The sequence below is a fragment of the Streptococcus sp. 27098_8_134 genome, from assembly GCF_041431675.1.
GTDB classification, from domain to species: domain Bacteria; phylum Bacillota; class Bacilli; order Lactobacillales; family Streptococcaceae; genus Streptococcus; species Streptococcus sanguinis_R.
Window position 1 is genome coordinate 217,455 of the sequence record NZ_JAPVYD010000001.1, and the last position, 23,905, is coordinate 241,359.

General features: G+C 41.3%; 20 protein-coding genes, 1 tRNA gene and 1 other RNA gene. All 22 read right to left on the minus strand.

Annotated features, from left to right (window positions below):
• Nucleotides 1–297: 297 nt before the first annotated feature.
• The gene (locus tag O3620_RS00930) at nucleotides 298–4,728 is read right to left on the minus strand and encodes an accessory Sec-dependent serine-rich glycoprotein adhesin (RefSeq protein WP_371601475.1); all 4,431 of its coding nucleotides are present in this window, start codon (nucleotides 4,726–4,728) and stop codon (nucleotides 298–300) included.
• A 198-nt stretch (nucleotides 4,729–4,926) separates the two neighbouring features.
• Nucleotides 4,927–5,014, minus strand: a tRNA-Ser gene (locus O3620_RS00935).
• 38 nt (nucleotides 5,015–5,052) lie between these two features.
• On the minus strand, nucleotides 5,053–5,901 hold the full coding sequence (locus O3620_RS00940; protein WP_371601314.1) for a DUF695 domain-containing protein: 849 nt from the start codon (nucleotides 5,899–5,901) through the stop codon (nucleotides 5,053–5,055).
• Between the two features lie 166 nt (nucleotides 5,902–6,067).
• Nucleotides 6,068–6,416: a transfer-messenger RNA gene (gene ssrA / locus O3620_RS00945) on the minus strand.
• Nucleotides 6,417–6,812: 396 nt separating this feature from the next.
• A complete protein-coding gene (locus O3620_RS00950; protein ID WP_371601315.1) occupies nucleotides 6,813–8,168 on the minus strand; it encodes an ISLre2 family transposase in 1,356 nt (451 codons plus the stop codon).
• A gap of 146 nt (nucleotides 8,169–8,314) precedes the next feature.
• Complete coding sequence (locus O3620_RS00955) at nucleotides 8,315–8,512, minus strand: hypothetical protein (protein ID WP_371601316.1); 198 nt, start codon at nucleotides 8,510–8,512, stop codon at nucleotides 8,315–8,317.
• A 100-nt stretch (nucleotides 8,513–8,612) separates the two neighbouring features.
• Nucleotides 8,613–8,846 (minus strand): hypothetical protein, encoded by a 234-nt coding sequence (locus tag O3620_RS00960; RefSeq protein ID WP_371601317.1) that lies wholly within the window; start codon nucleotides 8,844–8,846, stop codon nucleotides 8,613–8,615.
• An 80-nt stretch (nucleotides 8,847–8,926) separates the two neighbouring features.
• Entirely contained in the window at nucleotides 8,927–9,748 is an 822-nt protein-coding gene (locus O3620_RS00965; RefSeq protein ID WP_371601318.1) for a ParA family protein, read from the minus strand.
• Nucleotides 9,749–9,873: 125 nt separating this feature from the next.
• Nucleotides 9,874–10,665 carry a DNA adenine methylase gene (locus O3620_RS00970; protein WP_371601319.1) on the minus strand — a complete coding sequence of 264 codons (792 nt, stop codon included), beginning with the start codon at nucleotides 10,663–10,665 and terminating at the stop codon, nucleotides 9,874–9,876.
• 169 nt (nucleotides 10,666–10,834) lie between these two features.
• A complete protein-coding gene (locus O3620_RS00975; protein ID WP_126435564.1) occupies nucleotides 10,835–11,422 on the minus strand; it encodes a recombinase family protein in 588 nt (195 codons plus the stop codon).
• Nucleotides 11,423–11,895: 473 nt separating this feature from the next.
• Entirely contained in the window at nucleotides 11,896–13,536 is a 1,641-nt protein-coding gene (locus O3620_RS00980; RefSeq protein WP_371601320.1) for a helical hairpin domain-containing protein, read from the minus strand.
• Nucleotides 13,537–13,543: 7 nt separating this feature from the next.
• Nucleotides 13,544–13,918, minus strand: coding sequence for a plasmid mobilization relaxosome protein MobC (gene mobC / locus O3620_RS00985; RefSeq protein WP_149565525.1), 375 nt, complete (start codon nucleotides 13,916–13,918; stop codon nucleotides 13,544–13,546).
• Nucleotides 13,919–14,121: 203 nt separating this feature from the next.
• Complete coding sequence (locus O3620_RS00990) at nucleotides 14,122–14,382, minus strand: transcriptional regulator (RefSeq protein WP_223311447.1); 261 nt, start codon at nucleotides 14,380–14,382, stop codon at nucleotides 14,122–14,124.
• Between the two features lie 66 nt (nucleotides 14,383–14,448).
• On the minus strand, nucleotides 14,449–17,652 hold the full coding sequence (locus O3620_RS00995; protein WP_371601321.1) for a PBECR4 domain-containing protein: 3,204 nt from the start codon (nucleotides 17,650–17,652) through the stop codon (nucleotides 14,449–14,451).
• Nucleotides 17,645–18,001: a hypothetical protein gene (locus O3620_RS01000; RefSeq protein WP_371601322.1), complete on the minus strand. Its 357-nt coding sequence runs from the start codon at nucleotides 17,999–18,001 to the stop codon at nucleotides 17,645–17,647. Before O3620_RS01000 ends, O3620_RS00995 begins: the two co-directional genes overlap by 8 nt.
• A 57-nt stretch (nucleotides 18,002–18,058) precedes the next feature.
• Nucleotides 18,059–19,900 (minus strand): VirD4-like conjugal transfer protein, CD1115 family, encoded by a 1,842-nt coding sequence (locus tag O3620_RS01005; RefSeq protein WP_371601323.1) that lies wholly within the window; start codon nucleotides 19,898–19,900, stop codon nucleotides 18,059–18,061.
• The gene (locus tag O3620_RS01010) at nucleotides 19,901–20,440 is read right to left on the minus strand and encodes a DUF3801 domain-containing protein (RefSeq protein WP_371601324.1); all 540 of its coding nucleotides are present in this window, start codon (nucleotides 20,438–20,440) and stop codon (nucleotides 19,901–19,903) included.
• A 58-nt stretch (nucleotides 20,441–20,498) separates the two neighbouring features.
• Entirely contained in the window at nucleotides 20,499–21,404 is a 906-nt protein-coding gene (locus tag O3620_RS01015) for an LPXTG cell wall anchor domain-containing protein (protein WP_371601325.1), read from the minus strand.
• Between the two features lie 47 nt (nucleotides 21,405–21,451).
• Nucleotides 21,452–22,408 carry a hypothetical protein gene (locus tag O3620_RS01020; RefSeq protein ID WP_371601326.1) on the minus strand — a complete coding sequence of 319 codons (957 nt, stop codon included), beginning with the start codon at nucleotides 22,406–22,408 and terminating at the stop codon, nucleotides 21,452–21,454.
• A complete protein-coding gene (locus tag O3620_RS01025) occupies nucleotides 22,392–22,649 on the minus strand; it encodes a hypothetical protein (protein ID WP_126435552.1) in 258 nt (85 codons plus the stop codon). Before O3620_RS01025 ends, O3620_RS01020 begins: the two co-directional genes overlap by 17 nt.
• 21 nt (nucleotides 22,650–22,670) lie before the next feature.
• Nucleotides 22,671–23,312, minus strand: a complete 642-nt coding sequence (locus O3620_RS01030; RefSeq protein ID WP_371601327.1) for a hypothetical protein — start codon at nucleotides 23,310–23,312, stop codon at nucleotides 22,671–22,673.
• Nucleotides 23,309–23,899 (minus strand): hypothetical protein, encoded by a 591-nt coding sequence (locus tag O3620_RS01035; protein ID WP_371601328.1) that lies wholly within the window; start codon nucleotides 23,897–23,899, stop codon nucleotides 23,309–23,311. The genes O3620_RS01030 and O3620_RS01035 overlap by 4 nt, the downstream gene beginning before the upstream one ends.
• Between the last annotated feature and the right edge of the window lie 6 nt (nucleotides 23,900–23,905).

Consider the following 23,905-nt stretch of genomic DNA (forward strand, 5'->3'; position numbering starts at 1 on the left):
TACTTGATATTATATAAAATATTGTCCAAAAAATCTATATTCTCAAGGACTTTCCTGCAGAATAAAGAACACTTTTTTTCTACTAAATTGTCAAAAAAACAGGAAGTTGTCAAAACTTCCTGTTTCTATTGCCTCTCGGTCTCTTTTTACTAATTCCTAATCTAGGATTTTAGGAAGCAAGCACCAGAAATAACCAAGTTATTTCCTTATAGCTTGCTTTGTCCATCACTTCCACAGCTCACTAGCTGAGTGAAATTTCGACGGACTAAAAGATAAACTGATCGGCTCTATTTACTGCTACTCCTCAGAGTCGCTTTTCTTTTTACGTCTCTTGAAGGCCAAGCCCAATGCTCCTAAGCCCAGAGCCAGGATGGAAGCCTTGCTCTCCGTTTCCCCTGTCTGTGGCAGACGACCTCTGGAAATCAGATCCAGCTCAGACTGTCTTGCTGAAGCGGACAGGCTTTCAGATGTGCTCTGACTAGCTGACAGGCTCGTAGACAGGCTTTCCGATACAGACTGACTGACACGGGCAAGCTCGCTGAGACTGACTGCTGCTGACAGTGACTCGCTTGTAGAAAGGCTGAGTGAGTAGAATTCCTTCTCATGAACCAGATCCAGCTGACTATGCAAGACTGAGGTGCTGGTGCTTACTGAGGTAGACTCACTGATTGACTGAGAATCGCTAATCGAAGCACTTTCTGAACCAGATAGACTAGCCGAAGTGCTGGCTGATTCTGAGGCACTTACTGAAGCGGATATACTTGCCAACGCTAAAGCAGATGCACTTACTGAAGCGGATTCGCTGATTGATGCTGACTCACTTGCGCTCACGGACGCACTTGTCGATGCTGACGTGCTTGCGGAGACGGACGCACTCGTTGAAGCGGATGTACTTGCTGATACTGATGCGCTGGTTAAGGCAGACGTACTTGCGCTTACTGAGGCACTTGTTGAAGCTGACGTACTTGCCGAAGCTGACGCACTGGTTGAGGCGGATGTGCTTGCAGACACAGATGCGCTCGTTGAAGCAGACGTACTTGCGCTTACGGATGCACTCGTTGAGGCTGAGGTACTTGCACTTACGGACGCACTTGTCGATGCTGACGTACTTGCGCTTACTGATGCGCTGGTTGACGCGGATGTGCTGGCAGATACAGATGCACTCGTAGAAGCTGATTCACTCGCTTTTGCAGATGAGCTAGTTGAAGCAGATTCACTTGCACTCACTGACGCGCTCGTGGAGGCCGATGTGCTTGCACTCACTGACACACTCGTTGATGCTGACGTACTTGCAGATACAGATGCGCTCATTGACGCTGAGGTGCTTGCGCTTACTGATGCGCTGGTTGATGCAGACGTGCTTGCAGATACTGATGCGCTGGTAGACGCTGACGTACTTGCACTCACTGACGCACTCGTCGACGCGGACGTACTTGCACTTACAGACGCGCTCGTTGAAGCGGACGTACTTGCTGAGACAGACGCACTTGTCGACGCTGACGTACTTGCACTTACAGACGCGCTCGTGGACGCGGAAGTACTTGCTGAGACAGAGGCACTTGTCGATGCGGACGTACTTGCACTTACCGACGCACTCGTTGAGGCAGATGTACTTGCAGATACAGATGCGCTCGTCAACGCAGACGTGCTTGCAGATACTGACGCACTGGTTGACGCAGATTCACTTGCAGATACTGACGCGCTAGTCGACGCAGACGTGCTTGCACTTGTAGACGCGCTCGTTGAAGCTGATGTACTTGCTGAAACGGATGCACTCGTTGAAGCTGACGTGCTTGCACTTGTAGACGCGCTCGTTGAAGCTGACGTACTTGCACTTACGGAAGCGCTCGTTGAGGCAGATGTACTTGCAGATACAGATGCGCTGGTAGACGCTGATGTGCTTGCACTTGTAGACGCGCTCGTTGAAGCTGACGTACTTGCAGATACTGACGCACTGGTTGACGCAGATTCACTTGCAGATACTGACGCGCTAGTCGACGCAGATGTGCTTGCAGATACTGACGCACTCGTTGAGGCAGATGTACTTGCAGATACAGATGCGCTAGTCGATGCGGACGTGCTTGCGCTCACTGACGCGCTCGTGGACGCGGACGTACTTGCAGATACAGATGCGCTAGTCGATGCGGACGTACTTGCAGATACTGACGCGCTAGTCGACGCAGACGTGCTTGCACTTACGGACGCACTTGTGGACGCGGACGTACTTGCAGATACAGATGCGCTAGTCGATGCAGACGTACTTGCGCTCACCGATGCGCTGGTTGACGCTGATGTACTTGCTGATACGGAGGCACTCGTGGACGCTGACGTACTTGCACTTACTGACGCGCTCGTTGAAGCAGACGTACTTGCGCTCACTGACGCACTCGTGGACGCTGACGTACTTGCACTTACCGACGCACTGGTTGACGCAGATTCACTTGCAGATACTGACGCACTGGTTGACGCAGATTCACTTGCAGATACTGACGCGCTAGTCGACGCTGACGTGCTTGCACTCACTGACGCACTCGTCGATGCTGACGTGCTGGCAGAAACTGAGGAACTCGTGGACGCTGACGTACTTGCTGACACTGAGGCACTCGTCGATGCTGAGGTACTTGCGCTGACTGATGCACTCGTTGAAGCAGACGTACTTGCTGATACGGACGCACTCGTCGATGCTGACGCACTGGCAGAAACTGAGGCACTCGTGGAGGCCGACGTACTTGCTGATACTGAAGCGCTCGTTGACGCGGACGTACTTGCACTCACGGAGGCACTTGTTGATGCTGAGGTACTTGCGCTTACAGAGGCACTCGTGGAAGCGGACGTGCTTGCGCTTACTGACGCGCTGGTCGATGCTGAGGTACTTGCTGACACTGATGCGCTCGTTGACGCGGACGTACTTGCTGACACAGATGCACTTGTTGATGCTGAGGTGCTGGCAGACACAGATGCACTGGTTGAAGCAGACGTACTTGCTGAAACTGATGCACTTGTGGACGCTGATGTACTTGCGCTTACAGACGCACTCGTTGACGCTGAGGTGCTTGCACTTACTGACGCGCTAGTGGACGCTGAGGTGCTTGCTGAAACTGATGCGCTAGTGGACGCAGAGGTACTTGCACTTACGGATGCACTCGTCGACGCGGACGTACTTGCACTTGTGGACGCACTTGTGGACGCTGAGCTCTTAATTGACACAGAAGCACTTGTAGACGCGGAACTGCTTGCTGAAGTTGAGGCACTAGCAGAGGCTGACTTACTTTCCGCAATAGATTCGATTGTTGAGGTAGAGGCACTGACGGATGCGGAGGTGCTTGCAGATTTAGAAGTACTTCCTTCCCTTGTATCTACTAACTTGCTACCCTCAACAGTAGCCTTCCTGTTATCTCTGAATGTTATAGTAGTCATACCATTATTAGAAACTGAAATAGCAGTATTTAAATTATTACCTGCAACATCTTGTGGTCTTAAGTTTGGATTACTCTGCTTAATCGCTTCTCTGACCTGATTTTTTTCAGTTTCTGATAATTGATTTGGATTGTTGACTAATACAGTATTCTCCGGAAGATTTGGTCTGTATCGAATGACAATTCTAAACTGACCATTAAGGATTTTTTGCTTGTTTGCAAGAGCAGCTGAAAATTCCTCATTAGATACATTCTGATTTCCCGCTGCATCAGTAACCATAACATAACGAGTATAGTCACCAATTACTGTATCAACTGGCACATTCCCATGAACCTTAATCTTTAGTAAATTACCTTCTTGAGTAACAGTTTTTTGAATCCACTCAGTTCCCCTACCAGAATCAGTACCGTTATACCAACGAACATACGTCTTATCGATATCGAAAGCATTAGAATTATCTGTCGCTGTCGCAATAAATTCGAAACTTTCACCACGATAAACAGTTATTTCCCCTGGAAAATCAACGACAGGTCTCTCTGTATCAACAGCATTTGCTACATCACGACGTTTCCGAACACGAGCAGTTTCTCTTGAGGTACTGGCTGAGCCATTATTAGTCGAAGACCTATTGGTTTCAGATGATGCGTTTTGACTGTTTACAGTGGATTCTGACTTGGAGCTAGCTGAGGTCGATGCTGGCTGAGATGCACTCACTGAATCAGATGCACTTGAAGACACCGAAAGAGACTCAGATACACTTAAGGAATCTGAGACTGACTGAGATGTGCTGGCACTGATAGAAGCAGAGCTAGACTGTGACACTGACTCTGAAGCTGAGACGCTGGTAGAGATAGATGCACTGACAGAAGCACTGGCACTGGCTGAGGATGTATCTGATACAGACTCTGACTCAGTATGTGAGCTTGCCGTTGCGGTCGCTGCTTCAGCAGCACTGCTTTCTTCTCCTAAAACTGTTTCACCACGTGTCGCTAAAACGTCTGTCGTGTCAATGACTTTTTCCAGAGCCTGCTCTTCTTCCGCATGGACGATTGTGTTTGTCACAAGAGCTCCGCCCAGCACGGCTCCCGTGGCGACAATGCCCCTCAAAAAGTCTATGCCGCTCTTCTTATCGGTAACTTGTTCTTCCGTTACCTTGAGCTCGATCGATGAAAGGCCTCCCCCTCTCATTGATCTAAAAAGGCCGAACTGTGATGTCGCAGCACGCAGCCAATGCTTACCCGATTTAATCAGCTTAAAACGAGTCACACGCTCTACTTCGTGGTACTTACCTTTTTGACGTTTAAAAAACATAATTCTCCCTTTAATTTATATCCTTTTTAAAAATCCATTAATCCCATTTTACCACACTATTTGATAAAGTGAACAATAATTTACTCATTTTTTTGTTGAAATTGTTTTCAAGCATTTCCAAAAATATTCATATTAAAGCAACTTTCATCTCTTTTAACAAATAAAAAAACGCTAAACAGCGTTTCTTGCATATGATGACGGAAGACATGGGATTCGAACCCACGCACGCTTTTACACGCCTACTGCGTTTCCAACACAGCCTCTTAAGCCTCTTGAGTAATCTTCCACAAAAGAGAAAGTCCAGCTTTCTCAAAACTTTAACCATTATACCACATTACAGCCCCAACCGCCATACTTTCCGTTAAATTTTTTAACAAATTCGACCAAGGTCCAAACGTTCTGGTTCAAATCAAAAATTTCCGTCGTATCCATACGAATCACATGCAGCTGATATGGTTTGTCCGCATCTTCTATCTTTTCAGCAGATACGAGGCTATAGCCCAACTCTTCAACTTCCTTTAGGAAACCATCTCGGTCTTCCTCAGACGCAAAATAGACCCAATGGTCAATCTCGCGCTCCTGACTATGGTCATCGCCGTCCTGCTCCAGCTGGTACCAGACCCGCTGGTTGAGAATGGTCTGATACTCGTATTCATTGGGATAGAGAAAGTCAAAGTACTGATTCCACTCCTCATCTTCTAAGGTCGCCGAGTCATAGCGGCGGTCTGGAAAGTCGCGCATCACGTTTGTAATTGGCTCCAGATGGCTTTTCTTATCTTGCAGATAGTAGTAAAACTCAATATTTCCATCTGTCGTAATCACACCAACATGAATGCCACCGACCTGGCCTAAAGCCTCAGAAAGCCTATCCTCAATCACATTCAGCTCTTTAAACTCATCACTAGATGGAAAACCTGTCTCTCCATCATACTGGAGGAGCGATATCTTAAGCCTCATAGCATAGGCATAGAGAGGATAGGGTGCCTCATCAGCAAGAGCTAAATTCAGACGGATACTAGCCAACTTGTCATCAATATAGGTTGAGAAAGATCCCCACTCACTCGGAAAAGGATCCTCAGCAGGCATATCAAGCACTGCTGATTCTTCCACCTTTTCTACTTTCTCTTCCTCTTGCTCTTGTTTCTTACCAAACAGATTCTTAAAAAAACTCATATCCAACTTCCCTTAATACTTATGAAATCAACCCAATAGAAATACAAATATTTCCTTTGTCATCACTAACATCATTGTATTACTTTTTCAAACAGAAATCAAGATTTCCTGGACATTGTAAAAGCAAAAAACGCTGATTTCTCAACGCTTTAGAAAGATTTTAAAATAATGGAGCCGGTGGGAGTCGAACCCACGTCCAAACACCTGCTAACACATTTGTCTACAACCATAGGCTATGTATTGGTTTAACTTCACTTTGACACATAGCTCAAGCCCAAGTCAAGCGAGTCTATCAATCTCTTGCAAAATCCCTAGACCAGACTTTGCCGTAGCTTGCTCATAATAAGACCTGTCATCAGACACAAGCAATCCGAATCAGGTCACGCTGGCTGGTTTTTAGGCAGCTAAAGCGTAAGAATTGTTATTTTTTGCAGTTATATTTAACTGGCGTTTTACATCCGCTAGATGGGTTGCAAAATGTGCCGCATAATGCCTGTCGAATCCGTAACGACCCCAAGACAATAGGAACATTATAACAGAATCTGCTAAAAAAAGCAAAAGCCTGCACACAGCAGTATGTGTCTCAATTTTTGAGAAGATAAAAAAATAGCAGAAATTCAAGGAAATGAGATGCAAACGTATACAATCGTTCACTTCAGCCTTGACATTCTCTACTTTATGCTGTAAACTAGATTAAAGACTGAGTAACACAACTGTACTTGTTTACTCGGTGGAGGCGGGTGCGCTAACACCTTGCCTCTTTTTTTGTTTCTTATTGCTATAATTATACAACTAATTTCAAGCGATGTCAACAGAAAAATGATGACGGCATGTCAAATAAACCCTAGAGTTTTCAACCCCAGAAGAACTACACAGGACTGTTTGATTATCTTAGGATAGTAACATCTATATTATGATTTTTGGCGGCGTCCTCTATGTACTTTTCTTCCTGCTTCAATTTTGACATTTCGTTTAAGACGTTTCAGGCGATTCACTTTCTTTTTAATTTTTCCACCTGAAAGTTTGTCTAGCTCTTTCAACTTCTTGGCTGCCTGGCGCCAATCACCAAAAAACAGATCTCTAAGACTGCCTTCTTCTACCGCCAATATCATATTAGCCATAATCTCAGCACCCTCTATGCTCCAGATCATTCCTTGATTTTTCATTCTGTAAGTAAGTCGCCGGTGCTGTGACTCCATCACACCAATTCCTTTCTTTGGGAGATTGCGAAGTGAGGAAGGTTTTGTATATTGAAAGTCCCTGATTAGTCGTTTGGCAAAATCTTGGAAAGTGACTGTCTCCTCCTCGTCCTCAATGAGGCTCTCTGTTGTATCAAGAGCTGTATGAAGAAGCGGTTTGTCATGCTTTTTGATGGCTTGCCATAAGAGTTCCCTCAATTCCCTTGGCCTCTGTCTGTAATTTCTTTCAATCTCCTGCTTGATGTGGTAGGGATCCCAGAAATGCTCATGCTGTTGAACCTGTAAGGCGGCCGCAAACTCTTTGAAAACACTATCCCCATAGCCAGAACCACCATCTGAGTTCGTGATTAGAATGGTTTTCTGGTCAGTTTTAAATGTCTGATAGACATAATCTAGAACTTGCTCTTTAGCCTTGGATACCTTGAGAGATAGCACATTCTTCTTATTTTTTAACTGCCTGCGTTTGGACTGGCCTACTTGCTCGCTTCCTGTATGGATGACATAATGAGAGATATTGCTAAATTTGGCTTCCTCTCCTTGTTTAGATCTTGTTTTGATCCAGACTCCATCTCCCTCGATGTAAAGCCTCTCAGGGCTTTTTTTGTTTTTCTCTTTCGCTTCAGGAAGAGATAAGAGGTCATATTCTTCTTGCTCCTTCTTGAGCGCTGCAGCTCGCTTAACAGCTTTCAGGACAGTATCTTTTGTTAGATTGATACCAGTCATGAACTCTATCAAATCCGCTGTTTTGCGGTAAGTGGTACACGTTGAAATCTGGTTAATTTGATAAATCAGCTCCATGCTGAAACGGCTGTGTTTCTCCAAGCCAAGCCATTCATCTACTGGCACCTTGCACGTTCCCTTTTTGTACCAGCGGTTTCTTTCAAAGCAAATTTCCCCAAAGATAAAAGCAACTGTACGGGCTGATCTATTTTTCAATTTGTAGCCCCTGGCACGCATAGACGGGGCAACCTGATCATCATATCGAGTTACAGCCTTCAGGAAGGCTTCTTCATTCTGCTTTCTCAAATCTGCTAAAAATTTTCTTTCATCCAGGACAGTCACACCCATAAGCTAACCCCTTTCTAAAACTTAGGTATTATATTATTGTTTTTTGGTAAAATTTTCAAGTCCATGATAAAAAAAGAGCCTGACCAACAGGCCAGGCAAGAGATAGTTGTTAGGGTTACCACCTCACAACCAGTATAACACAAACTTTAGAATAGTTTGGAAACAATCGCATCATATAGCCAGCTTTCAAAGTGGGCTATTTTACGATAAAAGGTACTACCAACTCCAAAATATTTTTTATGCCAGCTTTTCAATTTTCTTAGCATTTCCTTTCCTCCTTCAAGTGATAAAAAAAATTTAACATGTATTAAATAATTTGCAGTAGCTCTCTTCTGAAATGTCATTTTTTATCCCGGAAACGACCAAAAAAAGACCTCTCAAATAGAAAGGTCATATTTTTATAATATCTTTATATGATTTTTAAAATACAATAATATTGCAATTCTATTCCTGAATACCAGCGATTAAATCATTAAGGAATGCTGCAGTAGATTTCTCATAGCCGTTAGCTTTTGCTAAACGAGCCAGCTTTTCCTTATTCCTTCTCTCCAGTGTATAGGTAGAGGGAACTAAATCAGGCTCCTCTCTGCTCGGTAAACTAACACCAGGAATTGTTTTTTTATCTATTGGCTCTCCAAGAGCCTTTTTGATTTTATCTCTCTTTGCTTCAAATGCCATCTTGTTTCTCCTTTTTAAATTATTTTTATAATATTTATCAATTAGTTTAATCATTTTATAATATGATGAAACTATTATTTTTATATTATATCACAAATAACTTGAAAAGTCTGATCCATTTCTTCAAAGAATTTTCGATTTCTTTGAAGAACAGCAGCATCCTCAGCCATTTCAAAAATAGACTGCTTATCCATCGTTGATTTGTTAAACAATTCTTTTTGAGGAATATAGACAACTTCCTGCGTTCCCGGTAAAAAGATAGTATTGTCATCCTCAGCCTTATTTAAAGTATCTAATAGGCTTCTAGAAGAGTTAGTATTATGCTTAATCATGTTTGGTACGAAGTAGAGCTGAGCGGTGATATAGCTCTCTCTGGTTCGATAATTGATAACTTCGTTTCTGAAATTCTCCAACCTATCCTCCAGGTTAAACTTGGCATTGTAACCATGTTCGCTTGGGATAATCGGACTGATAATTGAGTGACTGACGGCTATAGCATTCCTAGTAGCCGTTGAAAAGTCTGGATGGCAGTCAATAATCACATAATCAAACTGTTCAAGATTTTTTTCATCGTAATGATCTTCCAACCACATATACAGCAACATATCTTTATTGACCTTGTTTTCAAGGTGCTTTTCGATTGTGTCTAGCTGCATATAACCAGGAATGAGAGTTATATTGGACTTAACAGGAATAAGTTTCACCTCGCCCTCACCCTGGAAGACATTAGCAACTGTGTCAGTGTCATCGTAAATATCATAGGTCTGTGTAAGATTACACTGATGATCCAAGTCTATCACTAAAACCTTTTTTCCTTGTCGAGCTAACCACTCACTGAAATTGAATGCTAGGGTTGTTTTACCAACCCCACCTTTTATAGCTGCAAATGTGATAATCTTCATTTTAAATCCTCTTTTCTATAGTCTATTATACCTTAATTGGTCGCTAGAAGCCTTGATTTTATGATTTATCAATAACTCATATTCAGAAAAACTCACCTAGAATTTTCTAGCAAAGTAACTTAGTTTTAAAACAATTCAAGCTGTTTCTTTGACTGAAAATTCATCCAAAGAACTTCTGTTCTAGGTAAACCATGCTCTGCAGTAGCCGCAAACTCAACTCTTTCCCAGTTTCTCAGTTGCTTGTTATAAAGCTCACTGTCATAACCGCTTAAGAGAATTTTTGCCTTAGATTGGTTCAGGATATCCAGCAATTCCTCGTGTTCCTGGTCTTCCATCTCAACAGTATACTGTTTCCTTGTCCTTGTACTAAGGACATAAGGCGGATCTACATACATGCATACATTTTCACGGTCATACTCAGAAATCAAATCAAATGCTGGACGACATTCAATCTGAACCTGCTTTAGCCGCAGAGAAATTTCTTGAATAAGTTCTGGCAGCTCGTTCCAATGCTTGACTGCATAGGCTCTTTCACGTCCGTTCACATCACGTTTCCAACCAGACTTTTCAAAATTCCTAAAACCGTGAGACATCAGTGACCGAATAATGAAATTGAGGGCTTTGTCTACCTCATTCTTTGGCTGTATTTCCCAAGCATTGTCATAGATTTTCCGGCTATAAGGAGTCAAAAATAATTTGTCTATTAAAGTCTCTGGGTCTTGTTGGATAACTTGAAAGAGATTAACAACATCATCATTTAAATCATTAACCGTCTCAATGCTACTTAAAGTTTTTGTAAAGAGAACAGCTCCGCTGCCAAAGAATGGCTCTAGATAACTCTTATGATCTGGCATCAAGTCAACAATTTTACTGGCCAGATTCCATTTACTCCCTGGGTACCTCAAAATACTTTTCATTTTACTAACCTCATTTTATATTCCCAAGATTGCTGTTTCTGCGAGAGAATTTCTAGGATTTATTTCGCATCAGCTTTCTATCAATTATTTTAATATTATTTTTATAATATAATTATACTACAAAAATAATTAAAAGTAAATAAAAAAATATTATAAAAATAATATTTTTTTATTTTCGCTTGATATGAAATTTATCTCGATACCGCCTAAAAGTCCTTTCTGATATTCCAGTCAGCTTACTAACGTCTCTATCTGTATATCCCTGAAGATACAAATCAAAGGCATGCTGCAGACGCTCATCATCTTCAGTATAGAGAGCCTTCCTGCCCTGGTACTTACCCTGAGCCTTGGCAAGAACAATCCCCTGACGTTGGCGCTCCTTGATGCGCTCTCGTTCAGCCTGCGCTTGATACTTATATATTTCTAAAATTAGACTATTCAGAAGCCGCCTGAGATTGTCATCCTCAATTCCTCTCAGGGTTGGAAGATTTAGCACCTCCAAAGTTGCTCCCTTTGTTTGTAAGGCAGCCATTATCTCTGTCAGCTCCTGATTGTTTCGACCCAGACGCTCTAGCTCTGTTACGGTGACTACATCACCCTCTCGGACATACCCCAGGAGAGCCTGCAGCTGGGGCCGCTCCTTGCTGGCTCCGCTGGCCGCTTCTTGAAAAATCTTCTCACATCCCTTCAGCTGCTCCAGTTGCCGAGATAGATTTTGATCGGCCGAGCTGATTCTGGCATAACCGATTTTCGACATTTTCTTACCTCCTTTTTGCCTAACTCTATTGGCCGTTTCTTCAGGCCAGTAAAATCAAGTTGCACGTGCAAGGCCAATAGGGCATACCTAATTGGCCAGTTTATTTAACATTAGTAAAAACAAAAAACCACTTTTTAAGTGGTTCATTATGGAGTGTGAGGGACTCGAACCCTCTAGGTGCTGTTTGGTACTTTCTATAGCCAGGAAAACATTTCATAAACGGTCACTCCAACAACACCGTTAACCACCAAATTTGAAATAGACAACTTCATAGATGTACCTCTTTCCAAGCTAAGAATTGCAATGCTTGTCTGAATTAAATCACATAGAAGTGAGATGTCCAAGTTTACCCTTAAAATGCTATATACTAATACACACCTCAACAGAAAATAAATCTTCTACTAAGGTCTATATTAGTAGAATCATTATACTATTTTTTGGTTTATACTTCAAACAAATATAAAGGTTTTTCCCTATTTTTCAATTTCATCCTTTTGAGTTTGCTCAAGTGTCTGCGTACTTCTTCTTGCTTGAGCATTTTTTTCAAGTCTCTCATACTGAGTAAAGTCTTTGACAATACTATCAAACTTATCTTTCAGACCTTTACGTTCGACGGAGAACTCAATCACTTGTTTTTCAATATCTTTTGGTTCTACTTCAGAAGATATTGAGTACTGCTCTAAAACCTGATAAGCAGCTTTTGCATCGATAGGGTTTTCCAAGTGAATATCTTCCAGGGCAGAGGCTATCTTATTAAGTCGTTCAATCTTATCATCTAAACGTTTGAGAGATTGTTGCGTTTCTTCAATCTGTTCAATGAAACGATCTCTTAAATCATGAAACTGGTCTGAGTCAGAGACATTGTGACTGACAAGATAATTATATTCCTTGACTAGCTGTTCCAATTTTGAAATATTAGGATTTTTAGTCAGCACATATTCGCCGCTCTCATAAGCTAGTTGATTGATTAAAGTTGAACCTTTCATAAACTTATTGCTAGTAGAATTATCAGGATTGATGAAATAGAAAAAGTCAGATTTTTTGATAAAAATATCAAAGCTGCCATCTTCTTGTTTATCAATAAGCCGGTTAGGAATTTTTACAGTTCCCTGGTTTGCTATCCCGTATTGAATTTGTAGATAGATACCTGAGTCTGTCTCGTACTCGACTTGCCACGGTTCAATCTTGACCCTCTTTTCAAAGTCCTCAGCTTTTTCCGCTTGCTGCTTATCATATTCAGTTTTGATTTTCTCTAATGGATGAACAATTTCATTCTTTGCCAGGCGCTCCCTAATTTGTTCTTGAGAGTACCGCCCTTTTTTGGATAAGGTACTGTCTCTAGTATTCCTCTTCTGCTCTTGATCTAGCAATTTGTATTTTGCATACTTCCCAGAAAAGTCAACCGCTAAATTTAAGGCTTTTGCTTTATCCTGAAAATCATCCAAGCTGGTTGAGTGTTTGAGCAAGAACTCAAGCCTAGATTTAATTTCTAACTTGAATGAATTTTCTCTGCGATAAGCTGCGTATTCTTTATGACCAAAAGGATTTTTTACAGCTATAATACTAGCACCAGCAACGTCCGCATGTTTATCAGAAATTTTCTCTAAGGCACTCTTGGTTTTTTTCTGCCAACGAAATTTATTAAGTGTAATCGAATTAGTCGAATTGATATAAATGTGATTGTGCAGATGGCCTTTATCTAAATGAGTAGCAATGACAAACTGATGACTTCCACCTGTCAGCTCAAGTGCTGTCTTCCGTCCAATTTCATGGACTTGCTCTGGTGTCAGATTATCTTCTGGAGAAAAGGACTGGATAACATGGTGAGCTAAAACATCATTTTTTGAAAGTTCTTCATTGTTGATAGGCCGACCTTTTTCAATATTGGCCAGTTGCTTTAGCTGCATAATTTCAGAAAAGGCCGAGTCCACATCAACCAGTAAATTTCCAGAAACCAGTTGAGAAACGGGCTGACCATTAACAATTTTGATAGGAAAATTCAAGTCAGGGTCTAGCAATTCTGTTCCAATCGTTTTAGCTCCATCTTTGATATATTTCAGACCTTCAGCTAATTTATTGACCGATTTTATTTGTTTTACTTTTGTTACGACCAAGACATTTTTACCCCCGTCTTTCTTTTAGCAGCTTATCAATCTGAGAAATTTCATGATTGAAATTTTCTTCCATCAAGCGCTTTACTTCAGCGAGTGAGTGCTGCAAGTTTTGATAATTTTCTAAGCTGATTTCCTCGTTCGTGTTGACATATCTTGCTAGCTGGTTGATGTTCGTACCAATCCTATTTATTTCTGTTCTCAGTTTAATTAGTTCTGAATAATCTACAGTCACTACCTCACCAGTCAGCAGCATATAGCGAGCGTAGGTGTTAAAGTTAGTGAAATTATGATTTTCCATTCGGCGCTTAATTAAATCTCTTTCTTCTGGAGTCACCCGCATTTTCAGTTGGTGTTTCCGATATAATTTATTTTCATCACTCATAAAAATACCTCTTCAGTTTTTCTTGACATCTTCACCCCTGCCGATTATACTTTTCAAACTGGCAAGCATAGCAAGGTGGTACCACCTTACGCATTTTAAAAGATTTTCCAAACTCCAAAAACTGGCATTTTGCCAATTTAGGAGCAGGAAAACCTTTCAAAGTTTTGGGGAAATCCCCAAGCCCCTTGTCCGTCCTTTGGACGTTAGTTGCTTTCAATTCTTGAAAGCAAATCGACCTTAACAGCCTGATAGGCTTCATCTGAAATAGAGTCCAGATAGTCAATCGTCTCTGTATATTCTAGAGCCAATTCTGGATCAATCTCTTTCAAATCTTCTGCGTCCTCGTCCAGTAAAGCAATAGCCTTTCTGCGTTTCGCAGCGATAAAATCTTCATTTCTGCTGTAACGTCCATTCTCAAAATAGAATAGATTTAGCAGTAGAGTTGTTTCAACATTTTCTGTCATTTCATGTTTCCTCCGTTGTTTTTCTTCGTTGCATAAAGCCGTCAGATAATTGAGCAACAATATCCTTTACAGGTTCAGCTGATTGTTGCTCTTCTCGGCTTTTTTTATTTCATCTTTCGCCGTCTCTTTCTCTTTTGACTCTAAAGTTTGTTCTTTGGATTGCTCTTTCAATCGGTCTAGTTTTTGTTGAAAAGCGTCCTTAGTCAATTCTTTGCTCTGATACTTTTCAAGAGCTTGGTCAATTCTAGAAATCAAACTATCAGCTTCTTTTTGAACAATTTTGATTTGTCCTTCTAAGTCACTAAGACCTTTTGGATCTTGCGTCCAATTAGCCAAATATCCAAAACTATATTCGCTTGTATCAAGTCCATAATGACTAGATACAACAAAGGCTACTGACTCCGCTTGCAATTCTGCAGTGCTTAAATTAAATGGAGTCTCCGCTCTTTTTTCCAAATTGTGTAAATCCGAATGTGCCATTTCGTGGAAGATTGTTTTTAACGTATGCTGCTCAGACAAGCCCTTTTTGATAACAATTTTGTTGCTAACAGGTGAGTAATATCCCTTGGCTCCCTTTGTATCTTCGCTAAAAGAAATTGGAACTCCGTTAGCTTCTGATACCTCTTTAGCGGACTTATAAAGATTGCCATAATCTTGATAAGAGCCTTTCAGTTCATAGATTGGTTTAGGCAATTCTTTACCGTCTGTCTGCGAAACATCGAAAACTGGAACGAGCTTAAAAGAGGTATAAGTAATTTCTTTTCCATCTTTATCGAGCAGTGGTTCATTCGTTTTTGGATCTCTTTTTTTCACTGTTATAGGAGCAAAAATTCGCAAAGCTTTTTCTCCCTTATTAACACTTCTGCTAAATTCATCCTTCCATTTTTTGAAAGATGCCACATAAGAAGCGTTTGGATTTTGTCTCAAAATCATTTGAATATTCAGCGGTGAGTAATTGTGAAACTTACTCATAGCTAATAAATATTGCTTGTACGTGTCAGACTTGAAATAATCTTTTACTCCTTCTTTTAGAACTTGGGCAAGACCTTTACTATCTTTTGCAGCAATCAATTCAGCAACTGTTTTTTGCTGACCGGAAGAAGAAAGATTTTCATTTTTAGAGTTATCAGCTGCCAAAGGATTTGAGCCGTAAGAAATTTCTTCCTGATCAGACTTTCCGTCTCCGTCAGTATCTGGACTATAAGGATTGGTTCCCATGTTGCGCTCTACAGCGTCTGGAATTCCATCACCGTCAGTATCACGCTCTAGCTCTTCTTTCTTGGCTAGAGCTTGTTTTCTTTCCTGGTCTTCTCGCTGAATTTGTTCAACACGCTCTCTTAAACTTTGGGCTTGATTTTCTGGCATTGATAAATTCTCCTTTAAAATTTCTATTCCTTGATGTTGCTTCAAGGTTTCAAGCATTTGCTGGCCACCATCAACAACAAACTCTTTATTTACTGATAGAGTTTTGATTTCGTTGTTCTTCTCAACAAAGACTCCCAAAATCGTTTTTTCTTGATTTAAAGCGTCTAACTCAACATTAAGTGTTTGATTAGGCTTCAGTAAAGTTGCTGGAAAAGAAGAGCTATCATCCGTCCTGAAAGCCAGCATCACATCCCGATCATCTGATCGGATGGCATTAGCTACATCCAAGCGCCCCATCTTCTCAACGGAAGACAAATCATCGAAGACAAAGGAGTCTGTCTCAAAAATTTCAGGCAACAATGGCATCAATTTCACTTTATCTCTAAACCCTAGCCCCAAGCTCAAGTTTGCGAAGTTCCCTTTTCCTGCTGCTACGTCTTCTATAAATTGCTCAGAAAGATTATCCACCCAATTAGAATACACCGGAGCAATTCCCGTCAAGTGCATCCAGTGATGTTTTTCAAAATTCACCTGAAGCATCTGAACATCTTCCTTGTCCTGGTAGAAATAAGTCACCTTACTATTTGCTAATTCCTGCAGATACCAGGAAGCTGATTTTTGAATATCATCCGCATAACGATTTAGAAAACGAATATCTTTATTCGTCGCATAGTGATAGCCTTTTCTAAGGCGCACACTTGACTTTTTAGGCCGTTCAATGTTAAAATATAATTGAACATTGGCAGGAAAATCAGGTTGGGCCTTTGGCTCTTCAGGCTGTGGTGCTGTCCTTGAAGGTTCGCCTTCTAAATAACCGGAATTGCGATTGATTAGTTCGCCCCCAATGTTATTATTTGGCTCTTGGCTTCGGTCAAGAGCTTTTACTTTGCTCTCCTTCAAGGCATCGTTCCAGTCCATTTTATCCCTATCAGCTGGCATTGATGGCAAATCTGAACTGAAAGAAATTCCTTTATCGGCCAAGCGGTCTATGAAAGTATGACCTGCTGTATCATTATCTACTGCTAGAGTGATTAGTTCCTGGTGTTTACCATCTTTGAAAAAATCTGTGACCTCTGCCGTTTGAGATAGAAAAGTTGAATAGTTCTCAGGTTTGACTTGAGCTTTGATTTCTCCTAGTTCATACAAGAGTTCAGCAACGTGCCGGCTGATGGTTGACTCTTTCAAGCCATCCATTGCTACCAGACGCACGTCAGATAATTCGCCTTTGTGCAGCTCGTAGTAACTCATTAAATCAATAGGAGCTTCCGCAAATACAAGCCGCTTTGGCTGGCCAATGTCGATGTGCATTCCTGTTAGGCCGTCAGAAGCTCTCATAATCTGTTTTAAGCGCCCTCTTTCGTAGAGGTCATGATTTTCCCTTATCCCCTGTAAAGAGGCTCCTATGACCTCATTTTGGCTATTTAAACTCTTAAAGACAATGATAGGCTCATAGTAATTGCCTGTCTTTTTTGTAGCTTGAGCTAAGACTCCTTTTTCACCGAAATAATCAATCGTTTCATCACTCAAGCCCCGAACATCCTTTAGATAGCTTCTTGCTTCAGTAAATTCTGTTTCATAGGGTTCTAAGTAATATTTAAAAGGTTCCTTTTCTGGTATCTTGCTGCTATCAAATACCTCAAAATTCCCCTCTTCTAAAAAATGTTTAGCCTCTTTGAAAGAAACTTGCTGGCCAGTCAATTCTTCCTGGACGACTCTCACCATATCAAATACATCGCCGCCTTTAGACCGAGCAAACCAGTTGAAATAGTTTTCTTGGGTATTGATGGTAAAAGAGTCGTGTTCATCCCAAGAGTAAGTATGAGAACCAGTTCTTTTGAGTTGTATTCCAAGACTTGCAGCAACATCAAGGATTGAAAGTCTTTTTAATTCTTCGACACTAGCCATTCAAGCCACCTTCTTTCTCTGGCTGAACCTGGAGGAGTAGATTGATGTTTTCCTGCAGGTATTCCCATTCTTTTTTAGATGGTTGAACTTGCTCAACCTCCAGATTTCCTTGATATTTTAGAGGGTAGCTGAATAATTGAGTTGCAACCGTCTGAAAATCTTCAAAATCTACTGTTTGAACCAGAGTTGAAACAAAAGCATTTAAAACTTCCCCAGGTTCATCAGTAGGTGTAATATCCCCTTTTAATGCAAATTGTTTTAATGCTTCTGCCATCGTTGACAATTCAACGGCTGAAAAAATCGTTTCAAAATAACCAATCCCCCTTGTGTATTTTGTTGTTTCGAGCATATTGATTTTCCTCCACTAATAAAAACCTGCTGAAAATCTACAACAGGTTTTATTGTTCTAAAATTCTACCTCTAGCGGTAATTCTGTTTCTAATACTTCTTTTTCGGTTTTTTCGGTCACGAAAGTATGATTGACGTTAACATCCCAATCATCCATATCTGACATTGACCGAATGTAGCGATACCAATTTTTATCACTAGGGCTATTAGCTAGTTCTTTAGCACGTGGATGCTGCTGCACGTTGGTCTTTTTATCCTTGAATACATGCTGCTTAGAGATAAAGACTAAAGCCTCATCTACTCCTATTCTGGCCACCTCGTCTGGAGTTAATAAATCCCGTTGGATGGTTTGAATGGATTGACTGCTTGAGCCTTGCGCTCCTCGAGTGATCGACTGACTTTTTACATTGATCGTTTGTTTCCCACTCCTCATTGAGAAGTATTTCATGGTAGCCTCGTCATTCGTTCCCAGATAAAGCAGTGTAGCACAATTATTGAAAATTGTTTCCCACTGGTCTTTATACACTGTTTTTAGCTGGCTAATCGCTTGAATAATAATATCTATCGATATTTCACGGGAACGTACAGAAGACTGAACTTCCGTAAAAAATGGAAAGCGGCCAAAATTGACAAATTCATCTAAAATTAAGCGAATATGAAGTAAGTCCTCTGGCTGGCAAGTCGGATGTAGCCCCTGGAGAATTTTGTCTGCTGTTTTTGGTAACTCTCTAAACATCATGGTAAACATAACCGTTGCAATGAAGTTGAAAGACTTATCTGTTTCAGGAATGGCAATAAAGACTGCTGTTTTCTCTGTTTGCCATTTTTCCATTTCCATTGAGTCACGAGAGATTAAATTTCTAACGACATCATGGTCAAAGGCTGCAAAAACAGTTGTCGCCATGATACGCACAGATGTAGCTGTCCGACCTTTTGCATTATCTATGAAGAGCTGCCATTGTCTACAAGCATAGTTTCCAGGTAGTTCTTCTTCTAGCTCTTCAAACATTCGCTCAACCGGGCTAGGAACGTCCTCATGCTCTCGTTGAATATTTCTCAGAAGATCGGTCACCTGAGGGAGATTAGGTTCATACTTTCCTAAAACCTTACCGTCAAAATAAAGAAAGCCAATCAATGCCCTGGTAAGGAGCATTTCTGCTTTATTCCAAAAATCTTCTCCCAGGTTATTTGAAACCTTTGTACCTTCTTTTAGAGCCGTTGCAACTCGGTCAATATCCATTTCATCATGCATATAGTGGAACACGTTGAATTGGTTGGAATTGATGAAGTTTACCAGGTCAAAAATCTTGATTGTATAGCCATTATCTTCCAGCATTTTTCCGCACTCTCGAACTAAAAGCCCTTTGGGATCTGTAACCACAAAAGAGCCGTTCATCTGCATCAAATTAGGTTTTACAAAAGTATAGGTCTTACCATCCCCAGGCAAGCCTACTGTGAGTGTATTCTTGTTAAGCTGACGATTGAAAGGCAGCCGTTTGTTAAATAGCCCCATTCTGGCATTTTGAGTGAAAATCATATCATTTTCCGGTTCTTTATCCCGAAAGCTGGCCAGCTCCTTGACCGTTGCATAACGAGCTGAACCATATTCTTCACCGTATCGATAGCGTCCTCTGTCACCTATCCGTAGATAGAACATTAGAACGATAAATAAAGCAATTCCTGCTCCGTACAAACTAACGGCAGTGAAGCTAAAATCGATTAAAGATTTATTACTCCAGTTTTCCAACATCCAGTCTAAGCGAGCATTATCAAAGATAATAGCTCCTTCTGTTGCTGGTGCAAGATCATATAGCTTGACCAGCCAATGAGCCAAATAAGAAAAGATTAGTCCAGCTATCAGATAAGGTAAAAATTTCCGCTTCTTTTGCTCTGTAATCATTTATAACCCCCTATCATCTTTAGCTAGAGTCTTCTTAGGTATAACTGCTTTTTCAACAGACTTAGCTTGAATTTCGACTTTTACTTGTTGCTTGTGATAAGCCAATTTCTCCTGAAGGTTCATATTTTTGGAGTTCTTAACCAGGTTATTTGTGACCTTTTCAGCTTTTCCAGGATCGGTTAAGTCATTTATAACACCCTTGAAACTGGCCTCTAGTGCCTTCACGTTTTTGGCATCGATAGCAATGGTACATGTGCCGTCTTTGTTGTCCTTGACAGCAAAACCAACCTCATAGCCTTTCAGATACTCCTCTAGCCGATCAGAATTAACCTCACTAACCATGAATGTTTGAAAGTGCTTCGTCTCACTGGTAGCCATGAATTTATTCCAGTTAGCCTTATCAGTGAAAACCTTGCTCTCAGCTCGATCCTTTACTTTTTGGTAGCTTCCCTCAAGCATTTGGTACATAGTCTTTAAAAACAACTCACCAGTCAATTTATAGACATCAACTACCTTTGTTGCAACTCTTTCCTGATCCATTCCTACGCTCCTTTCTAAAAAGAGCGGCCATTATTTCTTAATTGACCGCTCCATCTGATTATTTGATTTTGACTGATTTCTTCTTGAGAAAATAGGCACCAACTACAGCTAGAAGACCAGCTCCAGCCCAAGACATCATCGCTTCTTCTTTTTCGCCAGTGTATGGTAGCTGCAGAGAGGTACTTGGCAAGGTTGTCTTTTCTCCTGTTTGGTTAGTAAGACTGATTGTCTTATCGGCATTGACTGTAGCCCCAATGACTTCAGCTGATACTGTATCAGTTGTTCCGTCTGCATAAGCAACCACAACTTGACTATCCTTTGTAGAGATTACCTGATAGCCCGTGTTTGTTTGGATTGGTGATGCAGAATTGACATTCGCCACAACCTGACCAGTTACTTGAGAAGTAGTTCCGACCTGACTTGCTCCAGCGTCTACAGCTGTTTGAGCTGAAACGTTGGGATTGTTAGTTGGAACGCTAATATTTGGGTTCAAGACCGCAGATCCCCCGTCAACTGTTGGAACAGTGACACCAGAACCAGCGGCAGTGTCTGTTGAAGCAGGTTGAGTGGTCGTGCTATCAGTTGGATTGCTGGTTGTTGGTTGAGTGGGTTTTGCATTGTCGTTATTTGTTGCCGGCTGAGTAGGTTTTACATTGTCATTGCTTGTTGCTGGTACGCTTGTGTCTGGAGTCGGATTGGAAGGTACAGGAACATCCGTACTTGGTGTACTTGAATTTCCAGTAGTTGGTTGAGTGGGTTGACTTGGAACAGATGGTGCTGTTGTGTCAGAAACTGGAGGGGTTGTTGGTGTAGTCTCTCCAGTTGATGGAACTGTTACAACTGCTGGCACGTCAGTAGAAGCTGGAACAGTTCCAGAGCTGTCATTCGCAAAAGCAGTCAGAGAGCTTGCTGAAGTCAATACTGCAACAGATGATAGTGTGATAAGTTTAGTCCATTTTTTCATTTTTTATACCTCATTATGTTTATAATTATATTTATAGTGATATTCCGTTATCTGCCAAATTTTGATGATTTTGGCTGACCGTCTAGGACATAGCCATAAACGGATTTTTTATCGATTTTGAAAGGGAGAGTTAAGCGACTTGTTTTTATGCTGTCATCTGCTCCCTTGGTAGTCACTACAAAAGTTACTGAAATAATATCTTTTGTGACTTTCTGCTTTTCATAGATGGTTGACTGTAGCTGTTCTGACTTGACTTCTACTCCTTCCGATTTCATCTTCTTACTCAGAAAATTTGTTATGTTTTCTTGATTTCCTGAGTAGTAGTTCGCAATGAAGAAGCGTCCTACCGCTTCCACCTGCCCCTGGGCTTCTTCATCGGCTAGCCGCTTCTCCAGTTGATTTATCTGCCTTGTCAGCTTTTGATTACTGATTGCTATTTGAGCCGGTGATATAACGAGAGCGCCAATAGATAAGCCCAGCGCTCCAATAGCAACAATTTTCCAAATTAAGCCAATAGATTTTTGTTTTTCTTTTGATTGAGGGGAAATTTTTTTATTATTCACTTTTGGTTGCTGCTCAACTTTCTGGGGTTCAACAGGAATAGTCGGCTGAATTGTTTTAGCCGGTTCCTGAGGAACCTGAAAAGGGTTATTGCTAGATGGAGGTGCTGAGATTGGCTTTGTAGGCTCTTGTTTCAACTCTTTCTTGGGTTCTTCCTGGAACGATGCCGTCTGCGACTTGTTCCGTTGAAGCAAAGAAAAGCCTTTTTTCTCTCGCTTCAGTCCAAAGCCGGCTAGAGCTTCTTCTACTATCGCATGCAAAGGAAGCATCAAATTCATCGTGTCTAGGATAGAGCCATCTTCAGCGACCTGCTCCAGAAATAACATGAAGGACTCTCTTCTGTCTTCTGCCCAGACAGACTTTTCATTGACATTGGCCAGGAGTTCATCCCGATTGGTGTATGTTTCTTGTTGTCTAGTCTGAATATTAGTGAGTCGGAACATGAGCATCACCGCCATTCTCAGCATTAGCAGCCTTGACTTGTGCAAATTGTTCAAACTCTTCTCTTGTTCTATTGGACTCGGCCATCAAAGCGAGAATATACTCAGCATCTGCAGCCTTTTGCTGCTTCAGCAAATCTTTCTCTTTTTCAGCAAGTTGAGCCTTTTGACTCTTGATTTTTGCTAAATCCTTTTCTAGCTTCTCCAATTTTGCTTTCAGTTGTTGTGATTTTCTAGTGACCATTCTTTCTCTCCTTTTCGGTTTCTAGTTGCTTGAGCTGCTTGATGCAGTCGTTGTAGTTTCTTCTTCTGGATGGCTTGTTTCTGACTGGGAGGCTATCCCAGTAGAAGAAGGCAACTCCATTAGAGCCATTGTTTCAATTTTATTGATTTTGAATTTTTCATTATCTTCAGAGTAGCTCAATTTTAAGACAGTTTCGTTTTGAACGTCTTTAACAGCTGAGTCATAGTTCTTCTTCTCGTCTAGTAACGTGTTAGTGTAACGTACTTGAGCAAGCACCTGATGATTTTTTTCATCGATATAGATTTCTGAACCTTGATATTCAAAATCTACGACAAAGCCTTTATAAGTCTGATTTTGAGGTTCATTTTCTTTAGCGACCTCCTGGGAATACATGCCTTCTGTCATGTATTCCTTGTAGCGCTTGCGGTTTTCCCCTAGATCCTTTTTTGTGTAATAGTTGAGCAGAAATTCCTCAACATCTTTCTGTTTCACATTAAAAGAACTGCTGGCAACGGTTGTTTTTTGCTTTGGCTTTTCTTGTGTCTTGGTCTTAGTGGAACCTTGACCGGCTGAAAAACCGATTAAGGCTGCCAGAATGACTAGTAAAATCCAACCAACGATTTTCAAAATCTTAATTTTTTTAAGGTCTAGCAATGATTTCACTCCTCCTTATTCATATCTTCTAGGTTGATGACTCCTGGCGCATATTCATCTGTTTGCTGGCCAGCTTCCCCAACCGGATTGAGATTGACAATCTCAATTTTATCAATCAACTGCTTTCCGTTTACATCCTTATAAGTCAGTTTCAGGCTGTAGCTATTGGTTGTTCGGACTGTCTTTTGTTGGTCTTCCTCCCGTTTCTTCTGGCTCACACTATCATAATCATAGGTCACAGTCGCAAAGACAACCGGTTCCTCCGTACCTACATAGATTTTAGCTGACTTGTAGCGGAAATTTTGCATGAGAGATGTTCGTACTTTAAAGCCTGGCTCCTCTTCATTAGCCATCTCTTCCTGATAGGCTTGTTCTGTCAGGTAAGGCCGGTAGTCCTTACGGTTTGACCCTACTTTGTCTTTGGTAAAGTAGGTTTTTAGAAAATCCGTGATCTGACGGCTGGCAACCTGGGTGCTGCTATCTGTTGAGCTTTTATTCTGGCCGCCTTGCCAGAAGAACATCAGGAGGAGAATCAGAATGATGCCGCCTCCTAATCCTATGAGTTTGAAGATTTTGACCTTTCTTTCATCAATCATGTGTAC

Bases quoted from the DNA above. Each gene is read 5' to 3' on its own strand.
- O3620_RS00930 (WP_371601475.1), bottom strand. From the start codon at position 4,728: ATGTTTTTTAAACGTCAAAAAGGTAAGTACCACGAAGTAGAGCGTGTG.
- O3620_RS00940 (WP_371601314.1), bottom strand. From the start codon at position 5,901: ATGAGTTTTTTTAAGAATCTGTTTGGTAAGAAACAAGAGCAAGAGGAA.
- O3620_RS00950 (WP_371601315.1), bottom strand. From the start codon at position 8,168: ATGGGTGTGACTGTCCTGGATGAAAGAAAATTTTTAGCAGATTTGAGA.
- O3620_RS00955 (WP_371601316.1), bottom strand. From the start codon at position 8,512: ATGACATTTCAGAAGAGAGCTACTGCAAATTATTTAATACATGTTAAA.
- O3620_RS00960 (WP_371601317.1), bottom strand. From the start codon at position 8,846: ATGGCATTTGAAGCAAAGAGAGATAAAATCAAAAAGGCTCTTGGAGAG.
- O3620_RS00965 (WP_371601318.1), bottom strand. From the start codon at position 9,748: ATGAAGATTATCACATTTGCAGCTATAAAAGGTGGGGTTGGTAAAACA.
- O3620_RS00970 (WP_371601319.1), bottom strand. From the start codon at position 10,665: ATGAAAAGTATTTTGAGGTACCCAGGGAGTAAATGGAATCTGGCCAGT.
- O3620_RS00975 (WP_126435564.1), bottom strand. From the start codon at position 11,422: ATGTCGAAAATCGGTTATGCCAGAATCAGCTCGGCCGATCAAAATCTA.
- mobC (WP_149565525.1), bottom strand. From the start codon at position 13,918: ATGAGTGATGAAAATAAATTATATCGGAAACACCAACTGAAAATGCGG.
- O3620_RS00990 (WP_223311447.1), bottom strand. From the start codon at position 14,382: ATGACAGAAAATGTTGAAACAACTCTACTGCTAAATCTATTCTATTTT.
- O3620_RS00995 (WP_371601321.1), bottom strand. From the start codon at position 17,652: ATGGCTAGTGTCGAAGAATTAAAAAGACTTTCAATCCTTGATGTTGCT.
- O3620_RS01000 (WP_371601322.1), bottom strand. From the start codon at position 18,001: ATGCTCGAAACAACAAAATACACAAGGGGGATTGGTTATTTTGAAACG.
- O3620_RS01005 (WP_371601323.1), bottom strand. From the start codon at position 19,900: ATGATTACAGAGCAAAAGAAGCGGAAATTTTTACCTTATCTGATAGCT.
- O3620_RS01010 (WP_371601324.1), bottom strand. From the start codon at position 20,440: ATGGATCAGGAAAGAGTTGCAACAAAGGTAGTTGATGTCTATAAATTG.
- O3620_RS01015 (WP_371601325.1), bottom strand. From the start codon at position 21,404: ATGAAAAAATGGACTAAACTTATCACACTATCATCTGTTGCAGTATTG.
- O3620_RS01020 (WP_371601326.1), bottom strand. From the start codon at position 22,408: ATGTTCCGACTCACTAATATTCAGACTAGACAACAAGAAACATACACC.
- O3620_RS01025 (WP_126435552.1), bottom strand. From the start codon at position 22,649: ATGGTCACTAGAAAATCACAACAACTGAAAGCAAAATTGGAGAAGCTA.
- O3620_RS01035 (WP_371601328.1), bottom strand. From the start codon at position 23,899: ATGATTGATGAAAGAAAGGTCAAAATCTTCAAACTCATAGGATTAGGA.